Here is a 23,411-nt window from a genome sequence, read left to right as displayed (position 1 = left end):
TTCCTCTTACAGGAACACTCATCAGGCGACGAGTTGCTCCATGATACGTTGATACATACGGGCAAGCAGTTGCAGGTCGGCGGCATTAACACATTCATTAATTTTATGAATGGTGGCGTTGACCGGCCCCAGTTCTACTACCTGTGCCCCCATGCGGGCAATAAAACGCCCGTCGGACGTCCCGCCTGTAGTCAGTAACTGCGGTTTAATCTCATTATAGTGCTCAATGGCGTTCACCACCGCATCCACCAGTTTACCGCGTGCGGTCAGGAACGGCTGACCGGAAAGCCACCAGTCGACGGTATAACGCAACTGATGTTTCTCCAGCAGCTCCAGCACCCGGGACTTAATCATTTCATCGTTTAATTCGGTGCTGAAACGGAAGTTGAACTGGATAAACAGTTCGCCGGGAATAACATTGTTGCTGCCGGTTCCTGCCTGAATATTGGCAATCTGCATGCTGGTCGCCGGGAAGAATTCGTTGCCCTGATCCCACTCAATCGCCACCAGTTCATTGAGCATTGGCGCCGCGCGGTGTACCGGGTTATCGGCCAGATGCGGGTAGGCTACGTGGCCCTGCACGCCGTGAATGGTCAGATTGCAGGTCAGTGAACCACGACGCCCATTTTTCACCACGTCGCCAACGATTTCCGTGCTGGACGGCTCGCCAACCAGACAATAATCCAGTCGTTCATTGCGCGCCATAAGTGCTTCAACCACCTTTACGGTGCCGTTTTGGGCGCTGGCCTCTTCGTCAGAGGTTATCAAAAACGCCAGACGACCCTGATGGTTCGGATGCTGGGCGACAAAACGTTCTGCGGCCACGACCATTGCCGCCAGTGAGCCTTTCATATCGGCTGCGCCACGCCCGAACAACATGCCATCGCGAATGGTCGGTTCGAACGGTGGATTAATCCAACGATCGACATCGCCGACAGGCACTACGTCAGTGTGACCGGCAAATGCCAGAGTCTCACCTTTGCCGCGCCATGCCCAAAAATTCTGTGTGTCACCAAAATCCATACGCTCAACGGTAAAACCTACCGCGCGCAGGCGTTCAATCATTAACGCCTGGCACCCGGCATCATCCGGGCTCAGGGAAGGACGGCGAATAAGCTGCTGTGTCAGCTCAATAACCGGGCACGACATAGACTATACCTCATTAAAAAACTGCGTATAACTGGATTCACTAAAGCCAAGCAGCATAGGCTTACCCGGCGCGCAGAGCAATGGGCGTTTGATAATTGCAGGCATTTCAATCATCAATGCAGCAGCAGAGGACGCATCGGTGATTTGGTTACGTGTGGCTTCATCCAGTTTGCGCCAGGTGGTTCCACGTGTATTGAGCAGCGCCTCCCAACCTAATTCGCTGATAAAGGCGTGTAATAACGCGTTATCCAGGCCGTCGACGCGATAATCATGGAAGCGGTAGTCGACCCCATTGTCTTCCAGCCAGCGTCTGGCTTTTTTAATCGTATCGCAATTCTTGATGCCGTAGAGGGTGATCATTTGAATCCTTATTGACGTAATTTGAATATTTATTCTCGTGTCCTATAAACATGAATAATACATATTGTCATCGAACCGTTATAGAAAAATATAACATTGTTGTTGAATGGTGAATAATGATTCCTGAAAGTTCCAAAATTCACGGGAAACTGAAAATCAGAATTTGCCTGTTTGCATCAGCCTGTTTTTCCATCAGAATTGCCAAAGTCGTAGATGATGTATGAATATTTCAAAATATTGCAGTAAGTCACATAAAATTTATGGGGTTAGCGCATAGTGATTACATATACCCCCGAACACTGGAGGATGTAATCGCAACCATTGGTTAAATGATCTTCTTTTTATGATGATGATTTCGTAGAATGCCCATAATAATAAGAGAGGTTGTTATGATTGAACGTGAACTGGGGAACTGGAAAGACTTTATCGAAGTGATGCTTCGTAAATAATTTTCTGGAAGAAATTCATATCCTGCAAAGGATAATAAAAGGCGACTCAACGTAAGTCGCCTTTTTTGTGTCCGATTATTCTGGGCGGGGCTTCAATGGGAAGCGTCTGCGTACCAGCACAAAGAACAGAGGAACGAAGTAAATCGCCAGGACAGTGGCTGAAATCATCCCGCCCATTACGCCAGTCCCCACCGCATGTTGACCGCCGGAACCTGCGCCACTGCTGATGGTCATCGGCAACACCCCAAAGATAAACGCCAGTGACGTCATCAGAATTGGGCGTAAGCGTTGGCGACAGGCATGCAGCGTGGCGTCGAGCAAGTCGTGACCTTTCTCGTTCATCTCATTGGCGAATTCAACAATCAATATTGCGTTCTTCGCCGAAAGCCCGATAACGGTGAGTAACCCGACCTGAAAGTACACGTCGTTTTCCAGACCGCGCATCCAGGTAGCGAGCAGCGCGCCAATGACCCCCAGCGGAACAACCAGCATGACGGAGAAGGGAACCGACCAGCTTTCGTACAACGCCGCCAGACACAGGAACACCACCAGCAAAGAAATGGCGTACAGAGCTGGCGCCTGAGAGCCCGACAGCCGTTCCTGGTAAGACATCGCGGTCCATTCGAGGCCGAATCCGGTCGGCAACTGGTGGACCAGCGATTCCATAATGTCCATCGCCGTACCGGTACTGACGCCGGGAGCGGCTTCGCCAACAATCTCGACGGCGGAGTAGCCGTTATAGCGTTCCAGACGCGGTGAACCCGTTTCCCAGCGCGACGTGGCAAAGGCCGAGAAAGGCACCATGCCGCCGCTATTATTGCGGACGTACCACAGATTGATGTCGTCCGGGAGCATGCGATATTTTGCCGCCGCCTGCACGTAAACCTTCTTCACGCGACCCCGGTCCATAAAGTCATTGACGTAGCTGGAGCCCCAGGCCGTTTGCAAGGTGTCGTTGATGTCATCAATGGAAACGCCCAGCGCCTGGGCTTTGCGCTGATCGATATCAATTTGCAACTGCGGGCTGTCGTCCAGACCATTATGACGAACGCGGGTCAGAGACGCGTCTTTCCCGGCCAGCTCAATCAGCTTGTCGCGCGCGGCCATTAACGCATCATGGCCCGCACCGGCGTGATCTTGCAGCTCCATATCGAAACCGGCAGAGCTCCCGAGACCGCTAATCGCCGGAGGACTGCTGGCGAAGACGCGGGCTTCTTTAATCTTATTAAAGGCTTTGGTCGCGCGCTCGATGATGGCGAAAGAGGTTCCGGTGGTGGTGTCGCGATCATCCCAGTCTTTTAAGCGGACAAACATCCGCGCCACGTTTTGACCGTTCCCGCCAGGGCCGGAACCGACCGTGGAAAAGACCGACGTAATGTTGTCTTTCTCATGGGTGAAGTAATACTTCTCCACTTCCTCAACTACTTTCAATGTTTGCTGCTGGGTCGAGCCGCTGGGCAACTGTATCGAGGTGGTAAACATGCCGCGGTCTTCGAGCGGCAGGAAGGAGGTTGGCAGGCGCAGGAACAGGAAAACCATACCGCCGAGCAGCAGGCCGTAAATCAGTATCCAGCGCAGGCTGCGGTGCAGGATCCTGGCGACGCCTTTTTCGTAGCGTTCGGCGTTGCGGTTAAACATCCGGTTAAACCAGCCAAAGAAACCGGTTTGCCCGTGATGCTCGCCTTTATGTAGCGGTTTGAGCAGAGTGGCGCACAGGGCAGGGGTGAGGATCATCGCCACCAGAACTGAAAGAACCATTGCGGAGACGATGGTAATCGAGAACTGGCGGTAGATAGCCCCGGTAGTGCCGCCGAAGAAAGCCATCGGGATAAACACCGCCGACAGCACCATGGCGATACCGACCAGCGCGCCCTGGATTTGCCCCATCGATTTCCGCGTCGCTTCCCGCGGCGAGAGGCCTTCCTCACTCATAATTCGCTCGACGTTTTCCACCACCACAATGGCATCATCGACCAGCAGGCCGATCGCCAGCACCATCGCAAACATCGTCAGGGTGTTAACGCTGTAGCCAAAGGCGTAGAGCACGGAAAAAGTACCCATCAGGACGACGGGAACTGCGATTGTAGGGATCAGCGTGGCGCGGAAGTTTTGCAGGAACAGGTACATCACAAGAAATACCAGCGCGATCGCTTCCAGCAGCGTTTTCACCACGTCGATGATTGAGGCTTTGACAAAGGAGGTAGTTTCATACGCCACCTTGTATTCCAGCCCGTGCGGAAAATACTGTGAGAGCTCGTTCAGGCGGTCGATAACCAGCTCCGCCGTTGCCATTTCATTGGCGCCGGAGGCCAGTTTTACCCCCAGACCGGAAGCCGGGTGGCCGTTGAAGCGGCTGAGATAGTCGTACTTTTCCGCACCCATTTCGACCGTCGCCACATCACCCAGTTTAACTTCTGAGCCGTCCTGGTTGACGCGTAGCGTAATCGCGCGGAATTCATCCGGAGTCTGCAGCAGCGACTGGGCGTTGATCGTCGCATTCAGCGCTTGTTTGTCCACCGAAGGCGTGCCGCCAAGTTGCCCGACGGCAATCTGCGCATTCTGTGACTCGATAGCATCGGTCACATCTTTGGCGGTCATCTGGAAGCTGTTAAGTTTGACCGGGTCGAGCCAGATACGCATGGAATATTGTGAACCGTAGGCGTCAATATCGCCCACGCCGTTTATACGACTGAGCGGATCCTGGATATTACTGGCGACGTAGTCGGCGATGTCCTGCTTATCCATTGAGCCATCGGTGGAGACGAAGGCGATGGTCAGAATATTGGTGTCACCGGTCTTGCGCACCGTGACCCCTTGATTCTGTACCGCCTGCGGCAGCTTACGCATTGCCGATTGCAGCTGGTTTTGCACCTGCTGGACGGCCTCATCAGGATCGGTTCCCGCGAGGAAGCTCAGCGTAACCGACGCCTGGCCTGTCCCGCTGCTCTGCGACGACATGTACATCAGATTATCGAGACCAGTCATGTTCTGCTCGATAACCTGGGTGACGGTATTTTCCAGGGTTTGTGCGGACGCGCCAGGGTAGTTCGCGGTTACCCGCACGTTTGGCGGTGCCAGATCGGGGTATTGCTCAACGGGCAGCGAAAAAATAGCCAGGGCTCCTGTCAGGCACAACAGGATTGCTAACACCCAGGCAAAAATGGGGCGATCGATGAAAAAATTCGCCATTAAAAGGGGACCTCGTGTTTCTGCGTATCGTTATGGGTGTGAATTGCTTCACTTTAGCGGCAAGGTACGGGGCAAACGTGGAGAAAAAAAGAAGATAATGTAAATTATCATGCCCGTTTACAGCATACCTTTCGTGCCAACGCCGTCAGGCCTGGATCGAGAACCGACGGCGCTTTGCGGTTCTTTACGTTAGCTCACCGTCGGATTCTGCCGAACGAAAACTGATGCTCACCAGCGTTCCCCCTCCGGAGGGTTGAGAGAAAGTCAGCGTGCCGCTCAGCCTTTCCGCCCGCTCGCGCATAATATTTAACCCATAGTGCCCCGAAGGCTCCCGCGGCTCGCCAATGCCGATACCGTTATCGCGAATATAAACCGTGTGATTACCATCCGGCGCAGTCACGCAACTGACGGCAATTTCGGTTGCGCTGGCATGTTTAATCGCGTTCAGCACCGCTTCACGGACGATCTGCAGCAGATGCACCTGCATTTGCGCGTCCAGCGCCAGGGTCGGTAACCGGCAATCAAGCGTCAGTTTAGCCGAGGTCTGATTTTGCAGCGTTTCCAGCATTTCATGCAGGGCGGAGGGGAGATCGGCCTGCTGTAAAGTCAGGCGGAAGGTGGTGAGCAGTTCGCGTAGCTGGCGGTAGGCGTCGTTCAGCGCCTGAGAGAAATCCGCCATAATGCTTTGCGCTGGGGCGTTATCTTCGGGAATCGAACGCTTCAGCAGCGTGAGCTGAATGCGTAAATAAGAGAGCACTTGCGCCAGCGAGTCGTGCAGCTCGCGCGCAATCGTCGCCCGCTCCTCCATTAATAACAGCTGCTGAAAATGTTTTTGCGCCTGGTTGAAGTACAACCCGCGACCCAGCATCGAGGAGACGCTGTTAAGCAACGGGGTAGAAGCATTGACGTTCGGGCTTTGCCAGTGCAGTTCACCGTAGACGGTTTCCTGCATGGTGACCGGCAGGATCTGCATCGGCAGCTCGGGGCTTTTTGCGCCTTCGCTAATTCGCCAGTTATCTCCGACGGTGAGTTCCAGGAAATAGGCGGCGTCATGCTCGCGGACGATCTGTAAAATATGGCGGAAGCAGTACACATCAATCTGACTGGTATTTAACGCCTGAGAGCACTGATACAACACTTCCAGACGACGATTAGCTTCGTGGAGATCGTGGGTCTTCTCAGCGACAGACGCTTCCAGCGAGCGGTACAGCTTGTGTAATTCACTCGACATCTGGCTGAAGGTCTTGCCCAACAACCCGAGTTCGTTGGGCAAATCAGTATCCAGCGACGGGATGTCAAACTGACCGTGTTCAATGTGCTGGCTGGCCACCACCAGCTTATTCAGCGGACGCACCACCTGCTGGCGAATACGCCGTAAGGTAAAGAAAACGAGGGTGAAAATGCCGATCCCGCCCGCCAGTGAAATACCAAAAACCAGCATCACTTTGCGTTCGGCATAATGCTGCAGCGCCAGCACGAAGAGATCGATTTGATCGACATAGTTATTGATATTGCTCTGGTACCAATTTAAATCGCCATCGATCAGACGGGCGTTCATTTCCAGCCAGTTTGCATGTAGACGCCCATAGCGACTTTTTACTGCTTGAGGCACATACCACGCGTTCAGGTTCTGTAGTGCTGGCGAGTTTAGCGCCTGCTGGAAAAGCTGGCGGTGAGCGTTAAGCTGCGGACTTTGGCTTTGCAGATCGTAACCCAGACGGTAACTTTGCATGCGCAATGAGCCAGCCACGTTGATGGCTTCGGCATCTCGTAAGCTGCTGGTCAGCGTGAGCAGCGCAATACCCGTTGAGAGAATCGACAACAGCACTATGTAGAAAAAAGCTTTAGCCAGACTGGCCGAGACCGGACGCTTTACCGTCACTTGTGCATCCTCACACAATACACGTCGCGCCTTAAAACAGCCCGAACGATGCGGTGTATTTGATAAATGTTAATAAAACGCCATGAAACTGGATGGTAACTGAAACGCAATTTCATATGCGATGAAATAAATTGATCTGCCACAGGTTCTGGATAAATAGTTGTGCTTCCTGGGCAAATGAACATTGCCGCTTCCTTCCGTGTCGGTTAATAACAACACTCATATAAAGAATAAGGTTTTTGCAACCAAAAAAGAAGGAAGCCATGAATCGTTTTATTATGGTTAATAGCCAGCAGTGCCTGGGATGCCATGCCTGTGAGGTCGCCTGCGTCATGGCTCACAATGGCGAGCAGCATGTCCTGAGTCAACGGCATTTCCTGCCCCGAATTACCGTCATCAAGCATCAGCAGCAGCGCAGTGCGGTAACCTGCCATCACTGTGAAGATGCGCCCTGCGCCAGAAGTTGCCCGAACGGGGCAATCAGCCATGATAACGACAGCGTTCAGGTGAACCCGAAAAAGTGTATTGGCTGTAAATCGTGCGTCGTTGCTTGTCCTTTCGGCACGATGCAGATCGTACTCACTCCTGTCGCTAAAGGGAAGGTGAAAGCCACTGCGCACAAATGCGATTTGTGTCAGGGACGCGAACAGGGACCCGCCTGCGTAGAGAACTGTCCGGCGCAAGCGTTACAACTGGTGACGGAAAATTCGCTTACTGGTCTGTCAAAAGCGCGCAGGCTACGCACCGCCAGTCTGGAAAGCCAGCCCTGGCATGCCAACGCCACCGATTTCGTTTCGCATACAATTACCAAACGTGAGCAAATGCAGGCGACGCCTGCGCGTGGTGAGCCGGATAAGCTGGCAATTGAGGCCCGTAAAACCAGCTTTGAGGAGATCTATCTGCCGTTTCGTACGGCGCAGGCGGAACGGGAAGCGTCCCGCTGCCTGAAATGCGGCGACCACAGTATTTGCGAATGGACCTGCCCATTGCATAACCATATTCCGCAGTGGATTGAACTGGTCAAAGCCGGGAATATCGACGCGGCGGTTGAGCTTTCTCACCAGACCAACTGCCTGCCAGAAGTGACCGGGCGCGTATGTCCGCAGGACCGACTTTGCGAAGGGGCATGTACGGTGCGTAGCGAGCATGGGGCGGTCACTATCGGAAATATTGAGCGTTACATCTCTGATCGGGCCCTGAGCAAAGGATGGCGACCGGACTTAAGCCACGTGCAGAAAGTGGATAAGCGCGTTGCTATCATCGGCGCGGGTCCGGCGGGTCTGGCCTGCGCGGATGTGCTGGCGCGCAGCGGAGTCAGCGCCACCGTATACGATCGCCACCCTGAAATCGGCGGTTTGCTGACGTTCGGCATTCCGGCCTTCAAGCTGGACAAATCGCTGCTGGCCCGCCGCCGTGAAATCTTCAGCGCCATGGGTATTCATTTCGAACTTAACTGTGAAGTGGGTAAGGATGTGGCGCTGTCGGCGCTGCTGGAGGATTACGATGCCGTGTTCGTGGGCGTAGGAACCTATCGTTCCATGAAGGCGGATCTGCCGAATGAAGACGCGCCTGGCGTTTATGACGCGTTACCGTTCCTGATTGCTAACACCAAGCAGGTGATGGGGCTGGATGAACTGCCTGAAGAGCCGTTCATCGATACCGCCGGACTGAACGTGGTTGTACTGGGCGGAGGCGATACGGCAATGGACTGCGTGCGTACCGCGCTGCGTCATGGCGCACGCCAGGTGACCTGCGCTTATCGTCGTGATGAAGCCAACATGCCCGGTTCGAAAAAAGAGGTGAAGAACGCCCGGGAAGAGGGGGCGTTCTTCGAGTTTAACGTCCAGCCGGTTGAGCTGGTGTTACATGATGATGGGCGAGTCAGCGGCGTGCGTTTTTTACGTACCCAGCTTGGCGAGCCGGACGCGCAGGGGCGTCGTCGCCCGGTTCCCCTCGCCGGGAGTGAGTTTGTCATGCCCGCAGATGCGGTGATCATGGCGTTTGGTTTTCACCCACATGGCATGCCGTGGCTGGAGACGCATGGGGTTAAGGTCGATAACTGGGGGCGCATTGCCGCCAATGTTGAAAGCGCATACCGTTATCAAACCAGTAACCCGAAAATCTTCGCCGGTGGTGACGCGGTACGCGGTGCGGATCTGGTGGTTACGGCGATGGCGGAAGGACGGCATGCCGCCCAGGGGATCGTCGACTGGCTGGGCGTAAAATCAGTCAAATCTCACTAAGTCGCTAAGAAGGCCGGATAAGGCGCGTTAGCGTTGCTATCCGGCTCTGTGCCGCATAATTGCCTGATGGCGCTTCGCTTATCAGGCCGACATTGCACCAAGACAAACCCGGTTTCACGGCGTAGTATTATTTCTCACTTCTTGCTGTGGAGCCGGTATGTCGCAAAAAATTACCCTCATCAAAGATAAAGTCCTTTCCGATAACTACTTCATCCTGCGCAATATCACCTATGACCTAACCCGTAGCAATGGAGAGGTGATTCGTCACAAACGCGAGGTTTACGATCGCGGCAACGGCGCCACTATCCTGCTGTATAACCCGGAGAAGAAAACGGTGGTGCTCATCCGCCAGTTTCGCGTCGCCACCTGGGTCAATGGTAATGAAAGTGGTCAACTGATTGAAACCTGCGCCGGGCTGCTGGATAACGACGAACCGGAAGCGTGCATTCGGAAAGAGGCCATTGAAGAGACCGGCTTTGAAGTGGGTGAAGTGCGTAAGCTGTTTGAGCTCTATATGTCGCCGGGCGGCGTGACGGAGATAATTCATTTCTTTATTGCGCAATACAGCGACAGCCAGCGGGCAAATGCGGGCGGAGGGGTGGAAGATGAAGATATTGAGGTTCTGGAGCTGCTGTTCACCCAGGCGCTGGAAATGATTAAAACGGGTGAGATCCGTGACGGTAAGACGGTGCTATTGCTGAACTATTTGCAATCGTCGCATCTCATGGACTAATGCGCGGGATTTATATTTCTTTACAAATTTTCGGCCAATCCGACGATTCTTATTGAGCCACATCAGTCGCGCAAGGAAGATACCGCTTAGGCTGTGTGTTTTGACTTCGGGGTTGTACCGTCCATGCGCTATCGCGTTATTTTACTTTTCCTGCTCGGGTTGTTACCCGTCCGTTTGCTGTGGGCCGCGCCCGCGCAACAGACGTTTTCTGACTGGCAGGTGACGTGCAATAACCAAAACTTTTGCGTGGCGCGCAATACCGGAGAACATCACGGCTTGGTCATGACCTTGAGCCGCAGTGCCGGGGCACATACCGACGCCGTGTTGCGTATTGAACTGGGTGGGCTGGAATCGCCCACAGCCAAAGAGAGCGATATTGCGCCACGTCTGCTACTGGATGGCGCGCCGCTCCCGCTTCGCGGCGAACACTGGCGTATTACCCCCTGGCAACTGATGACCGATGATCCGGCCACCATCAGCGCATTTTTAACAACCGTACAGGACGCGAAGGCGATAACCCTGCAAAAAGGGGCGCAAAACCTTTCCCTGGTCGGGCTAAAAGCCGCGCTGCTTTTTATCGACGCCCAGCAAAAACGGGTCGGCAGCGAAACCGCATGGATCGAAAAAGGCGACGAGCCTCCGCTCAGCGTGCCTCCCGCTCCCGCTTTAAAAGGCGTGGCTGTGATTAACCCAACGCCAACGCCTCTCACGCAACAAGAGCGCAGTGAATTGCTGGATTACGGTAACTGGCGGATCAACGGTATTCGCTGTTCGATCGATCCGCTGCGTCGCGAGATGCGCGTCACGGCCTTGACGGATGATAAAGCGCTGCTGATGATCGGCTGTGAAGCCGGGGCATATAACACCATCGATCTGGCGTGGGTGGTTTCACGTACTACCCCGTTGACGTCACGGGCGGTACGGCTAAGCCTGCCTTTTAAAACGGATGCGGAAAGTCGCGATATGGAGCTGACCAACGCCACGTTTGATGAGAAGTCGCGCGAGCTGGTAACCCTCGCTAAAGGACGAGGGTTGGCAGATTGCGGTATCCAGACCCGCTGGCGCTACGACGGCCAGCGTTTTCGTCTGGTGCGCTATGCCCAAGAGCCAAGCTGCGATAACTGGCATGGGCCAGATGCCTGGCCCACGCTGTGGATCACACGTTAAGCACCTTATGCGCTTTGTCGACAATGTTATCCACCGTAAAGCCGAAGAACGGGAACAGCTTGTCTGCCGGAGCCGACTCCCCATAACCCGTCATACCGACAATCTCCCCTTTCAGCCCAACATATTTGTACCAGTAGTCGGCAATTCCTGCTTCTACCGCCACGCGCGCGCTGACGTTTGAGGGGAGGACCGATTCCCGATACGCTTCATCCTGGGCGTCGAAGATATCGGTTGAGGGCAGAGAAACCACCCGCACGTTACGACCTTCACCGGTCAGTTTTTCCGCCGCCAGCAGCGTGATTTCCATTTCTGAACCGGTAGCAATCAGGATAACATCCGGCTTACCGCCGCCATCCTTCAGCACATAGCCGCCGCGGGCAATCTGCTGCACTTGCTCAGGCGTCCGCTCAACCTGCGCCAGATTTTGCCGCGAGAGGATCAGCGCCGTTGGCCCGTCATGGCGTTCGACCGCCAGCTTCCAGCCTACCGCCGCTTCAACCTGATCGCAGGGTCGCCAGGTGCTGAAATTAGGCGTCAGACGCAGGCTGGCGAGCTGTTCGACGGCCTGGTGCGTGGGACCATCTTCCCCAAGGCCAATCGAGTCGTGGGTATAAACCATGATTTGTCGGGCTTTCATCAGCGCCGCCATGCGTGCGGCATTACGGGCATATTCGACAAACATCAGGAACGTTGCGGTGTACGGTACGAAGCCCCCGTGGTGAGCGATACCGTTGGCAATCGCGGTCATGCCAAATTCCCGCACGCCGTAGTGGATGTAGTTTCCTGCATGATCCTCTTTAAGAGAAGTGGAGCCTTTCCAGATGGTCAGGTTGCTGGGCGCCAGATCCGCCGAACCGCCAAGCAGCTCAGGCAGTATCGGCCCGTAGGCGTTCAGGGTATTTTGCGAGGCCTTACGGGTGGCGATTTTGGCCGGATTGGCCTGCAGCTCGGTGATATATTTCTGGGTCGTTTCTTCCCACTCTTCCGGCAGTCCACCGCTCATCCGGCGGGTAAACTCTGCCGCCAGATCCGGATGCGCATGTCGATAAGCGGCGAATTTCTCATTCCAGCTCTGTTGGGCTTTCTCGCCTTTTTCACGAGCGTCCCACGCCCGGTAAATCTCTTTGGGGATTTCAAAGGCAGGATGATGCCACCCCAACTTCTGTCGGGTCAGCGCCACTTCTTCTTCACCCAGCGCCGCGCCGTGCGCTTCCTCTTTCCCGGCTTTATTCGGTGAACCAAAACCAATCACCGTGCGGCAGATAATCAGCGACGGTTTATCGGTAACGGCCTTTGCTTCCTGAATCGCTTTTTTCACCGCCTCAGGGTCATGGCCGTCAATCTCGTGCACTACATGCCAGTTATAGGCCTCAAAGCGTTTCGCGGTATCGTCGGTAAACCAGCCGTCGGTTTCGCCATCAATTGAGATGCCGTTGTGATCGTAAAAGCCGATGAGTTTGCCAAGTCCCAGGGTGCCCGCCAGTGAGCACACTTCGTGAGAAATGCCCTCCATCAGACAGCCGTCGCCCATAAAGACCCAGGTATAGTGATTAACAATCTCGTGGTCTGGCTGGTTAAACTGCGCCGCCAGCGTGCGTTCTGCAATCGCCATTCCGACAGCGTTGGCTAAACCCTGACCCAACGGTCCGGTGGTGGTCTCCACGCCCGGCGTATAGCCAATTTCCGGGTGTCCTGGCGTCTTCGAATGGAGCTGGCGGAAGTTCTTTAACTCTTCGAGCGGCAGGTTGTAGCCGGAAAGATGCAACAGGCTGTAAAGCAGCATTGAGGCGTGGCCATTGGATAAAATAAACCGGTCACGATCGTACCAGGTGGGATCGGACGGGTTATGGCGCAGGAAATCGTTCCACAGTACTTCGGCGATATCGGCCATCCCCATTGGTGCTCCAGGGTGGCCAGAGTTAGCTTTTTGGACGGCATCCATACTTAGCGCACGAATGGCATTGGCAAGCTCTTTACGGGTCATAGGAAATACTCCTTGAAAAGTAAAGTGTTAGATGCGTGTTGTGATTCACACTTTTGAGATAATTGCGGGCGTTGTCAGCAAAAAGCATAGCAGACAAGCATGGTATTGCTGGCTTAAGCAGGTAACATAGATGTTATAAATTGATAACAAATTCTTTCTTTGAATGGTGAGAGTATGGGGACCTTCAAAGTTTGTGCCGTTGACTGAGGTGATAATGTGCGGCTCAGTAGAATGGTTACCCGCGCCACTTTTTTGATAGATACGTGAAAGGAACAACAAGATGGATGACCAGTTAAAACAAAGCGCCCTCGATTTCCACGAATTTCCGGTACCCGGTAAAATCCAGGTTTCTCCGACCAAGCCTCTGGCAACTCAGCGCGACCTCGCGTTGGCCTACTCGCCGGGCGTGGCTGCACCGTGTCTTGAAATTGAAAAGGACCCGCTGGCAGCCTACAAATACACCGCACGCGGCAACCTGGTTGCGGTTATTTCCAACGGTACTGCGGTTCTGGGCCTGGGTAATATTGGCGCGCTGGCCGGTAAACCAGTGATGGAAGGTAAAGGCGTTCTGTTTAAGAAATTCGCCGGGATTGACGTGTTCGACATCGAAGTTGATGAACTCGATCCGGATAAATTTATCAACGTGGTAGCGGCGCTTGAACCAACGTTTGGCGGCATTAACCTCGAGGATATCAAAGCGCCGGAGTGCTTCTACATTGAGCAAAAACTCCGTGAGCGCATGAATATTCCGGTATTCCACGATGACCAGCACGGTACGGCAATCATCAGTACTGCCGCAATCCTTAACGGTCTGCGGGTGGTTGAGAAAAATATCTCTGATGTGCGCATGGTGGTGTCCGGTGCAGGTGCGGCGGCGATTGCCTGTATGAACCTGCTGGTGGCGCTGGGTATGCAGAAACACAACATTGTGGTCTGCGACTCCAAAGGGGTGATTTACAAAGATCGTGAACCAAACATGGCTGAAACCAAAGCGGCATACGCAGTGGTGGATGACGGTAAGCGTACGCTGGATGATGTCATTGACGGCGCGGATATTTTCCTCGGTTGCTCTGGTCCGAAAGTGCTGACGCAGGAAATGGTTAAGAAGATGGCGCGTGCGCCAATGATCCTGGCACTCGCCAACCCGGAACCGGAAATCCTGCCGCCGCTGGCGAAAGAGGTGCGTTCCGACGCCATCATTTGCACCGGCCGTTCCGACTACCCGAACCAGGTTAACAACGTCCTGTGCTTCCCGTTCATCTTCCGCGGCGCGCTGGACGTCGGCGCTACTGCCATCAACGAAGAGATGAAACTGGCCGCGGTACACGCCATTGCTGAGCTGGCGCACGCCGAGCAGAGCGAAGTGGTGGCCTCCGCCTATGGTGACCAGGACCTGAGCTTCGGGCCGGAATACATCATTCCGAAACCGTTCGACCCGCGTCTGATCGTCAAAATCGCCCCTGCGGTGGCGAAGGCGGCGATGGATTCCGGTGTGGCAACGCGTCCGATTGCCGACTTTGACGCTTACATCGATAAGCTGACCGAATTCGTCTACAAAACCAACCTGTTCATGAAGCCGATTTTCTCCCTGGCACGCAAAGCGCCGAAGCGCGTGGTGCTGACTGAAGGGGAAGAGGCGCGTGTACTGCATGCCACGCAGGAGCTGATCACTTTAGGTCTGGCGAAACCGATCCTGATCGGTCGTCCGAGCGTTATCGAAATGCGTATCCAGAAACTGGGTCTGCAGATCAAAGCGGGCGTCGATTTTGAGATCGTCAACAATGAATCCGATCCGCGCTTTAAAGAGTACTGGAGCGAGTACTACCAGATTATGAAACGTCGTGGTATTACCCAGGAGCAGGCGCAGCGTGCGGTAATTGCCAACACCACGGTGATCGGCGCGATCATGGTGCAGCGCGGCGAAGCGGATGCAATGATCTGCGGTACGATAGGCGACTACCATGAGCACTTCAGCGTGGTGAAAGAGGTGTTTGGTCACCGCGATGGCGTGCATACTGCCGGGGCGATGAACGCCTTGCTGCTGCCAAGCGGTAACACCTTTATCGCCGATACCTACGTTAACGACGATCCTACGCCGGAGCAACTGGCGGAAATCGCCGTGATGGCGGCAGAAACCGTGCGTCGCTTTGGTATCGAACCGAAGGTAGCGCTGCTGTCGCACTCCAACTTTGGCTCATCTAACTGTCCGTCGGCCAGCAAAATGCGCGAAGCGCTGGAGCTGATTAAGGCGCGTGCGCCAGAGTTGATGATTGATGGCGAAATGCACGGCGATGCCGCGCTGGTGGAAAGCATCCGTCATGACCGCATGCCGGACAGTCCGCTGAAAGGCTCAGCGAATATTCTGGTGATGCCGAATATGGAAGCTGCCCGTATTAGTTACAACTTACTACGCGTTTCCAGCTCTGAAGGCGTAACGGTCGGCCCGGTGCTGATGGGGGTTGCGAAACCGGTTCACGTATTAACGCCGATCGCATCTGTTCGTCGTATCGTTAATATGGTGGCGCTGGCGGTCGTAGAAGCCCAAACTCAGCCGCTGTAATTTCACTTTAATTTATTTCCGGCGCGGGTTTCTCCCGCGCCTTTTTATTTCCCCTTTCTTAGTGATCCACTTCACCTTTTAAACATGGTTGCCGAATTTTGTTATTTACTCTGACAAAAAATTGCCACGATGAGGGCAGTTTTAGCGGAGGCGGTGAGCAATGGAAAAAGAACGCATTATTCAGGAATTTGTGCCGGGGAAACAGGTTACGCTGGCGCATCTCATTGCGCACCCTGGTGAGGAACTGGCGAAAAAGATCGGCGTTCCCGAAGCGGGCGCTATCGGCATCATGACGCTGACGCCAGGCGAAACCGCGATGATTGCCGGTGACTTAGCTATGAAGGCGGCAGATGTACATATCGGCTTTCTCGATCGATTCAGCGGTGCGCTGGTCATCTACGGCTCGGTAGGCGCGGTAGAAGAAGCGTTATTACAGACGGTAAGCGGTCTGGGTCGGTTATTAAATTTCACTTTGTGCAACCTGACAAAAAGTTAATCAGAGGCGGCGATGAAACGTATTGCGTTTGTCGGTACGGTGGGGGCGGGGAAAACAACGCTCTTTAATGCGCTACAGGGAAATTATTCCCTCGCCAGAAAAACACAGGCCGTGGAGTTTAATGAAAATGGCGATATCGACACGCCAGGAGAATATTTTAGCCATCCGCGCTGGTATCACGCCTTAATTACTACGCTGCAGGATGTTGATACGTTGATTTATATACACGCGGCAAATGATAAAGAAAGTCGCTTACCTGCCGGGCTGTTGGATATCGGCGCCAGTAAACGACAAATCGCCGTTATCAGCAAAACGGACATGCCGGATGCCGACGTCGCCGCAACGCGACAACTACTTCGCGGGATAGGGTTCCAGGAGCCGATTTTCGAACTCAACAGCCATGACCCGCGCAGCGTGCAGCACCTGGTGGATTATCTGACTGAGCTCAGCCAAAAGGAGGAAAGGGCAGGTGAAAAAACTCATCACAGCTAACGATATTCGTGCGGCCCACGCACGCGGCGAACAGGAAGTGTCGGTTGTTCTGCGCGCCAGCATCATCACCCCGGAGGCGCGCGAAGTTGCGGAGCTGCTGGGCGTCACCATCAGTGAATGCGATGAATCCGCGCCAACCGCTGCTGCTGCCGCACCGGTTGCGGTGGATGATGGCAAAACGGAAAGCCAGCGCATTCGCGAAACCATCATTGCGCAGTTACCGGAAGGGCAGTTTACCGAAAGCCTGGTCGCCCAACTGATGGACAAAGTCATGAAGGAGAAACAGTCGCTGGAGCAGGGCGGAATGCAGCCGAGCTTTAACTCGGTGACCGGCAAAGGCGGCGTCAAAGTCATCGACGGCAGCAGCGTGAAGTTTGGTCGTTTTGACGGCGCACAGCCGCACTGCGTGGGTTTAACCGATCTGGTGACCGACCAGGACGGTAGCAGCATGGCCGCCGGGTTCATGCAGTGGGATAACGCTTTTTTCCCATGGACGCTGAACTACGACGAAATCGACATGATTCTGGAAGGCGAGCTGCACGTTCGCCACGAAGGCGAAACCATGATTGCTAAAGCCGGGGACGTGATGTTTATTCCGAAAGGCTCCAGCATCGAATTTGGTACGCCATCGACGGTGAAATTTCTGTATGTGGCCTGGCCTGCGAACTGGCAGTCCTGCTAAGGCGGATGTATGAAGGATTTCATTACCGAAGCATGGCTCAGAGCGAATCATACGCTCAGCGAAGGGGCTGAAATTCATCTCCCCGCTGATGCTCGCCTGACGCCATCTGCCCGGGAATTACTGGAAAGCCGACATCTGCGCATTAAGTATATCGACGAGCAGGGCAGCCTGTTTATTGATGACGAAGCACAGCAGCCGCAGCCGGTGCATGGTTTAACCAGCAGCGATACGCATCCACAGGCCAGTTGCGAACTGTGTCATCAACCGGTGGTGAAGAAAGCAGACACGCTGACGCATCTGACAGCGGACAAGATGGTCGCTAAAAGTGATCCGCGCCTGGGATTTCGCGCCGCGCTGGACAGCACCATCGCCCTGGCCGTGTGGTTGCAGATAGAGCTGGCGGAACCGTGGCAGCCGTGGTTGGCGGATATCCGTTCGCGTCTGGGCAACATTATGCGCGCCGACGCTATCGACGAGCCGCTGGCAGCACAAGCTATCGTCGGTTTAAGCGACGAAGATTTACACCGGCTTTCGCATCAGCCGCTGCGCTATCTGGACCACGACCATCTGGTGCCTGAAGCCAGTCATGGCCGTGATTGCGCGTTGCTTAATCTGCTGCGTACCAAAGTCCGTGAAACGGAGACGGTGGCGGCCCAGGTATTCATCACCCGTAGTTTTGACGTGATGCGACCGGACATCATGCAGGCGCTCAATCGCCTTTCCAGTACGGTCTACGTGATGATGATAATGAGCGTAGCGAAGCATCCACTGACGGTTAGCCAAATTCAACAGCGACTGGGGGAGAAGCAATGATCATTGAACGTGCTCGTCAACTCGCCCAGCGCTCACCTGCACGGGTGGTGTTCCCGGATGCGCTGGATGTTCGGGTGTTGAAAGCGGCAAATTACCTGCATCAGCACGGTCTGGCACATCCTGTTCTCGTCGCCAGTCCGTTTGCGCTGCGCCAGTTTGCCCTCAGCCATCGGGTGGCGATGGATGGCATTCAGGTTATCGACCCGCAAAGCAACCAGTCCATGCGTGAAGAGTTTGCGCTGCGCTGGCTGGCCCGCGCGGGAGATAAAACGCCTGCAGATGCGCTGGAAAAACTCAACGATCCGCTGATGTTCGCCGCCGCCATGGTTAGCGCGGGTAAAGCTGACGTCTGTATTGCGGGCAATTTGTCGTCGACAGCAAACGTGCTGCGCGCTGGGTTACGCATTATTGGGTTACAGCCAGGCTGTAAAACGCTGTCGTCAATTTTCCTGATGCTGCCGCAGTACCTCGGGCCGGCATTAGGGTTTGCCGATTGTAGCGTCGTGCCGCAGCCCACAGCCGCGCAGCTGGCGGATATTGCGATTGCCAGCGCGCAGACATGGCAGGCGATCACCGGTGAAGAACCGCGCGTGGCCATGCTGTCGTTTTCAAGTCAAGGCAGCGCTCGTCATCCCAACGTCGCTAACGTGCAGCAGGCTACGGAGATCGTTCGTGAGCGTGCCCCGCAGCTTACCGTGGATGGAGAACTGCAATTTGATGCCGCCTTTGTTCCGGATGTCGCCGCGCAAAAAGCGCCCGCCAGTCCGTTAAAGGGCAATGCCAATGTGATGGTCTTCCCATCGCTGGAGGCAGGCAATATTGGCTACAAAATCGCCCAGCGTCTGGGAGGGTATCGTGCCGTAGGTCCGTTGATCCAAGGGCTTGCCGCACCGCTTCATGACCTCTCTCGCGGCTGTAGCGTACAGGAAATTATCGAACTGGCGTTGGTGGCAGCAGTGCCGCGTCAGACTGACATGAGTCGTGAAAACGCCTCACACACACTGGTTGTTTAGGTCCCGTTCTGGACCCCTTAATGAGAGGAAAACACAATGGAAGCATTAGGAATGATTGAAACCCGGGGCCTGGTTGCACTGATTGAGGCTTCTGACGCAATGGTTAAAGCGGCACGCGTGAAACTGGTCGGCGTGAAGCAGATCGGCGGCGGTCTGGTTACTGCAATGGTTCGTGGCGACGTAGCGGCATGTAAAGCCGCAACGGATGCTGGTGCTGCTGCTGCACAGCGTATTGGTGAGCTGGTTTCCGTACACGTGATCCCGCGTCCGCATGGCGATCTGGAAGAAGTGTTCCCGATCAGCTTTAAAGGCGACAGCAACGACATGTAAGTCGTCCATGTGACGCCACAGACTTCATTGCTGGCGTCACCCTCTCTCCTTTTCACATTACCTTCTGCGGAGGGTAGGGGGAGGTTTTACCTGAAATATGCCACGGAGGCGCGTATGAAACTGGCAATCGTCACAGGACAAATTGTTTGTACCGTACGCCATCAGGGGCTCGCGCACGACAAGTTGCTGATGGTGGAAATGATTGATGCCTGCGGAAATCCCGACGGGCAATGTGCTGTTGCTATCGACAGCATTGGGGCGGGAACCGGAGAGTGGGTGCTGCTGGTCAGCGGAAGCTCAGCCCGTCAGGCGCACCGTAACGAATCATCACCTGTCGATCTGTGCGTGATTGGCATTGTTGATGAAGTGGTGGCAGGTGGTCAGGTGATCTTCCATAAATAAGGCAGAAAATCATGAATCAACAGGATATTGAACAGGTCGTGAAAGCGGTACTGCTGAAAATGAAAGACAGCAGCCAACCCGTCAGTGCCGTTCAAGAAATGGGCGTTTTTGCCTCCCTGGATGACGCAGTGGCGGCAGCAAAACTGGCCCAGCAAGGGCTGAAAAGCGTTGCCATGCGCCAACTGGCTATCACGGCTCTACGTGAGGCGGGCGAAAAACATGCCCGAGAATTAGCGGAACTTGCCGTCACAGAAACCGGCATGGGACGCGTTGAAGATAAATTTGCCAAAAATGTGGCGCAGGCACGCGCCACGCCGGGCGTGGAATGCCTGTCTCCACAGGTTCTGACCGGTGATAACGGCCTGACGCTGATTGAAAACGCGCCGTGGGGCGTGGTGGCCTCGGTGACACCGTCCACCAACCCGGCTGCGACCGTTATTAACAACGCCATCAGCCTGATTGCGGCTGGCAACAGCGTGGTCTTCGCACCGCATCCGGCTGCCAAGGGCGTGTCTCAGCGCGCTATCACTCTGCTTAACCAGGCGGTAGTTGCTGCAGGCGGACCGGCAAACCTGCTGGTTACCGTGGCCAATCCGGATATCGAAACCGCCCAGCGTCTGTTTAAGTACCCAGGCATCGGCCTGCTGGTGGTGACCGGCGGTGAAGCCGTAGTGGATGCCGCGCGTAAGCACACCAACAAACGTCTGATTGCCGCCGGTGCGGGAAATCCGCCGGTGGTGGTTGATGAAACGGCTGATCTGGCACGCGCAGCCCAGTCGATCGTCAAAGGCGCTTCGTTTGACAACAACATTATCTGCGCCGACGAAAAAGTGCTGATCGTGGTCGATAGCGTCGCTGATGAGCTGATGCGTCTGATGGAAAGCCAGCATGCAGTCAAGCTGACCACGGCTCAGGCCGAACAGCTGCAACCGGTGCTGCTGAAAAATGTCGATGAACGCGGTAAAGGCACGGTCAGTCGTGACTGGGTAGGTCGCGACGCAGGAAAAATCGCTGCGGCGATTGGTCTGAACGTACCGGAGCAAACCCGGCTGTTGTTCGTCGAAACCTCTGCGACTCACCCGTTTGCCGTAACCGAACTGATGATGCCGGTTCTGCCGGTCGTGCGGGTCGCCAACGTCGATGAGGCCATTGAACTGGCGGTCAAGCTTGAAGGCGGCTGTCACCATACGGCGGCGATGCACTCGCGCAATATCGACAACATGAACCGCATGGCAAACGCCATTGATACCAGCATTTTCGTTAAGAACGGACCGTGCATTGCCGGTCTTGGACTCGGCGGCGAAGGCTGGACCACGATGACCATTACCACGCCAACCGGGGAAGGGGTGACCAGCGCACGCACGTTTGTGCGTCTGCGTCGCTGTGTGTTGGTGGATGCCTTCAGAATTGTATAAGGAGTGAACGACATGGCGCACGACGAACAACGTTGGCTGACACCCAGATTGCTAAAAGCGGCAACGCTATGTAACCAGACGCCCGTAAAGAGCGATTCACCGCTGTGGCTGGGCGTGGATTTGGGTACGTGTGACGTGGTGTCGATGGTTGTCGACAGTGACGGACAGCCGGTTGCGGTTTGCCTGGACTGGGCCGACGTCGTGCGCGATGGCATCGTCTGGGATTTCTTCGGTGCGGTGACTATCGTTCGTCGCCATCTCGATACGCTCGAACAACAGTTGGGTTGCCGCTTTACCCACGCGGCAACCTCGTTTCCACCGGGAACTGACCCACGGATCTCGATCAACGTGCTGGAATCTGCCGGGCTTGAAGTCAGTCATGTGCTCGACGAACCGACCGCGGTGGCAGACCTGTTGCAGCTTGATAACGCTGGCGTGGTGGATATCGGTGGCGGTACCACCGGGATTGCGATTGTGAAGCGAGGCAAGGTGACTTACTCCGCCGATGAAGCGACCGGCGGGCACCACATTTCTCTGACGCTTGCCGGGAACCGTCGCATCCAGTTGGAAGAGGCGGAGCAGTACAAACGCAGCAACGGTAAAGAAATTTGGCCGGTGGTTAAGCCGGTCTACGAAAAAATGGCGGAAATTGTGGCTCACCATATTGCCGGACAGGGCGTGGCTGATTTATGGCTGGCCGGTGGTTCCTGTATGCAGCCGGGCGTTGATGAACTGTTTCGTAAGCGTTTCCCGGAACTGCAGGTGCATTTACCCCAGCACAGCCTGTTTATGACCCCGCTGGCGATTGCAAATAGCGGAAAAGAAAAAGCGGAAGGAATCTATGCAAGCTGAATTGCAGACCGCGCTCTTTCAGGCATTCGATACCCTGAATCTGCAACGCGTAAAAACGTTTAGCGTTCCACCGGTTACGTTGTGTGGACTGGGAGCGCTCAGTACCTGCGGACAGGAAGCACAAACGCGCGGCCTGACGCATATGTTCGTTATGGTCGACAGTTTCCTGCACCAGGCGGGGATGACCGCCGCACTGGAACGCAGCCTGGCGATGAAAGGCGTGGCGATGACGCTGTGGCCATGTCCGGTGGGCGAACCGTGCATTACGGACGTCTGTGCGGCGGTCGCGCAACTGCGTGAATCGAAGTGCGATGGCGTAGTGGCCTTTGGTGGTGGTTCCGTATTGGATGCCGCAAAGGCTGTGGCGTTGCTGGTGACCAATCCCACCCAGACGCTGGCAGACATGGATGAGAGCAGCGCGTTACGCCCGCGTCTGCCGCTGATTGCCGTACCGACTACCGCCGGAACGGGTTCAGAAACCACTAATGTCACGGTGATTATCGACGCCGCGACCGGGCTTAAAAAAGTGCTGGCCCACGCAACCCTGATGCCGGATGTGGCGATTCTTGACGCCGCGCTGACGGAAGGTGTGCCCGCACACGTAACGGCGATGACCGGGATCGATGCGCTGACGCACGCTGTTGAAGCGTATAGCGCTCTGAACGCGACGCCGTTTACCGACAGTCTGGCGATTGGCGCGATTGCGATGATAGGTAAATCGCTGCCGAAGGCCGTTGGCTATGGTCAGGATCTGGCGGCGCGAGAAAGCATGCTACTGGCTTCCTGTATGGCCGGGATGGCGTTTTCCAGCGCGGGGCTGGGCCTGTGTCACGCGATGGCGCACCAGCCGGGTGCGACGCTGCACATTCCACATGGACAGGCTAACGCCATGCTGCTGCCCACTGTAATGGGTTTCAACCGCATGGTGTGTCGTGAGCGTTTCAGCCATATCGGACGGGCGTTAACCAACAAGAAGTCGGACGATCGCGATGCCATCAACGCCGTCAGCGAGCTGATTAGCGAAGTGGGCCAGACCAAACGACTCTCTGACGTTGGGGCAAAGCCCGAGCATTACAGCGCATGGGCTCACGCCGCGCTGGAGGATATTTGTATTCGCAGTAACCCACGCACCGCCACGCAGGCCGACATTATCGCGTTGTATGCGGCGGCACAATAAATACACATATGACAGGGAGTGAA

20 protein-coding genes are annotated in these 23,411 nt (G+C 55.1%); 15 read left to right on the top strand and 5 right to left on the bottom strand.

Translation table 11 applies throughout. From position 1 onward, the window contains the following. Window positions 1-21: 21 nt before the first annotated feature. Window positions 22-1,149, bottom strand: a complete 1,128-nt coding sequence (dapE, locus tag WC7_RS09110; protein WP_016153967.1) for a succinyl-diaminopimelate desuccinylase — start codon at window positions 1,147-1,149, stop codon at window positions 22-24. A gap of 3 nt (window positions 1,150-1,152) precedes the next feature. Continuing rightward, window positions 1,153-1,509, bottom strand: a complete 357-nt coding sequence (locus tag WC7_RS09115; protein WP_016153966.1) for an ArsC family reductase — start codon at window positions 1,507-1,509, stop codon at window positions 1,153-1,155. 389 nt (window positions 1,510-1,898) lie between these two features. Between WC7_RS09115 and ypfM the strand changes: the two genes are divergently transcribed. Continuing rightward, window positions 1,899-1,958 (top strand): protein YpfM, encoded by a 60-nt coding sequence (gene ypfM / locus WC7_RS26755; protein WP_001386977.1) that lies wholly within the window; start codon window positions 1,899-1,901, stop codon window positions 1,956-1,958. A gap of 75 nt (window positions 1,959-2,033) precedes the next feature. On the opposite strand, the gene acrD is transcribed toward ypfM, so the two are convergent. Next, complete coding sequence (acrD, locus tag WC7_RS09120) at window positions 2,034-5,147, bottom strand: multidrug efflux RND transporter permease AcrD (protein ID WP_016153965.1); 3,114 nt, start codon at window positions 5,145-5,147, stop codon at window positions 2,034-2,036. Between the two features lie 184 nt (window positions 5,148-5,331). Beyond that, window positions 5,332-7,029 carry a nitrate/nitrite two-component system sensor histidine kinase NarQ gene (gene narQ, locus WC7_RS09125; protein WP_016153964.1) on the bottom strand — a complete coding sequence of 566 codons (1,698 nt, stop codon included), beginning with the start codon at window positions 7,027-7,029 and terminating at the stop codon, window positions 5,332-5,334. Between the two features lie 263 nt (window positions 7,030-7,292). Between narQ and aegA the strand changes: the two genes are divergently transcribed. From aegA to WC7_RS09140, 3 genes are all read left to right on the top strand, one after another. Then, complete coding sequence (aegA, locus tag WC7_RS09130) at window positions 7,293-9,272, top strand: formate-dependent uric acid utilization protein AegA (RefSeq protein WP_016153963.1); 1,980 nt, start codon at window positions 7,293-7,295, stop codon at window positions 9,270-9,272. Between the two features lie 157 nt (window positions 9,273-9,429). Then, window positions 9,430-10,005, top strand: a complete 576-nt coding sequence (gene nudK, locus WC7_RS09135; protein ID WP_016153962.1) for a GDP-mannose pyrophosphatase NudK — start codon at window positions 9,430-9,432, stop codon at window positions 10,003-10,005. A 123-nt stretch (window positions 10,006-10,128) separates the two neighbouring features. Further along, window positions 10,129-11,172: a DUF1176 domain-containing protein gene (locus WC7_RS09140; RefSeq protein ID WP_016153961.1), complete on the top strand. Its 1,044-nt coding sequence runs from the start codon at window positions 10,129-10,131 to the stop codon at window positions 11,170-11,172. Here the strand turns inward: WC7_RS09140 and tkt are convergent. Beyond that, window positions 11,162-13,156: a transketolase gene (gene tkt / locus WC7_RS09145; protein ID WP_016153960.1), complete on the bottom strand. Its 1,995-nt coding sequence runs from the start codon at window positions 13,154-13,156 to the stop codon at window positions 11,162-11,164. The genes WC7_RS09140 and tkt overlap by 11 nt on opposite strands. A 280-nt stretch (window positions 13,157-13,436) precedes the next feature. Between tkt and maeB the strand changes: the two genes are divergently transcribed. The 11 genes from maeB to eutG all read left to right on the top strand — a co-directional run bounded on the left by maeB (window position 13,437) and on the right by eutG (window position 23,388). Beyond that, entirely contained in the window at window positions 13,437-15,716 is a 2,280-nt protein-coding gene (gene maeB / locus WC7_RS09150; RefSeq protein ID WP_016153959.1) for an NADP-dependent oxaloacetate-decarboxylating malate dehydrogenase, read from the top strand. A gap of 160 nt (window positions 15,717-15,876) precedes the next feature. Further along, window positions 15,877-16,212, top strand: a complete 336-nt coding sequence (gene eutS / locus WC7_RS09155; protein WP_003037995.1) for an ethanolamine utilization microcompartment protein EutS — start codon at window positions 15,877-15,879, stop codon at window positions 16,210-16,212. Between the two features lie 12 nt (window positions 16,213-16,224). Then, entirely contained in the window at window positions 16,225-16,704 is a 480-nt protein-coding gene (gene eutP / locus WC7_RS09160; RefSeq protein WP_016153958.1) for an ethanolamine utilization acetate kinase EutP, read from the top strand. Then, window positions 16,682-17,386, top strand: coding sequence for an ethanolamine utilization acetate kinase EutQ (gene eutQ / locus WC7_RS09165; protein ID WP_016153957.1), 705 nt, complete (start codon window positions 16,682-16,684; stop codon window positions 17,384-17,386). The genes eutP and eutQ overlap by 23 nt, the downstream gene beginning before the upstream one ends. 9 nt (window positions 17,387-17,395) lie before the next feature. After that, window positions 17,396-18,199 (top strand): ethanolamine utilization cob(I)yrinic acid a,c-diamide adenosyltransferase EutT, encoded by an 804-nt coding sequence (gene eutT, locus WC7_RS09170; RefSeq protein WP_016153956.1) that lies wholly within the window; start codon window positions 17,396-17,398, stop codon window positions 18,197-18,199. Then, on the top strand, window positions 18,196-19,212 hold the full coding sequence (gene pta, locus WC7_RS09175; protein ID WP_016153955.1) for a phosphate acetyltransferase: 1,017 nt from the start codon (window positions 18,196-18,198) through the stop codon (window positions 19,210-19,212). The genes eutT and pta overlap by 4 nt, the downstream gene beginning before the upstream one ends. A gap of 36 nt (window positions 19,213-19,248) precedes the next feature. Then, on the top strand, window positions 19,249-19,542 hold the full coding sequence (gene eutM / locus WC7_RS09180; protein WP_003835054.1) for an ethanolamine utilization microcompartment protein EutM: 294 nt from the start codon (window positions 19,249-19,251) through the stop codon (window positions 19,540-19,542). A gap of 114 nt (window positions 19,543-19,656) precedes the next feature. After that, on the top strand, window positions 19,657-19,944 hold the full coding sequence (gene eutN, locus WC7_RS09185) for an ethanolamine utilization microcompartment protein EutN (RefSeq protein WP_016153954.1): 288 nt from the start codon (window positions 19,657-19,659) through the stop codon (window positions 19,942-19,944). A gap of 11 nt (window positions 19,945-19,955) precedes the next feature. Next, entirely contained in the window at window positions 19,956-21,359 is a 1,404-nt protein-coding gene (locus tag WC7_RS09190) for an aldehyde dehydrogenase family protein (protein WP_016153953.1), read from the top strand. A 12-nt stretch (window positions 21,360-21,371) separates the two neighbouring features. Continuing rightward, window positions 21,372-22,211, top strand: a complete 840-nt coding sequence (eutJ, locus tag WC7_RS09195) for an ethanolamine utilization protein EutJ (protein WP_016153952.1) — start codon at window positions 21,372-21,374, stop codon at window positions 22,209-22,211. Beyond that, window positions 22,201-23,388 carry an ethanolamine utilization ethanol dehydrogenase EutG gene (gene eutG, locus WC7_RS09200; RefSeq protein ID WP_016153951.1) on the top strand — a complete coding sequence of 396 codons (1,188 nt, stop codon included), beginning with the start codon at window positions 22,201-22,203 and terminating at the stop codon, window positions 23,386-23,388. Before eutJ ends, eutG begins: the two co-directional genes overlap by 11 nt. The last annotated feature ends 23 nt before the right edge of the window (window positions 23,389-23,411 follow it).

The organism is Citrobacter sp. KTE151 (assembly GCF_000398845.1).
Taxonomy (GTDB): Bacteria; Pseudomonadota; Gammaproteobacteria; order Enterobacterales; family Enterobacteriaceae; genus Citrobacter; species Citrobacter braakii.
This window is presented reverse-complemented; position numbering and strand designations above follow the sequence as displayed.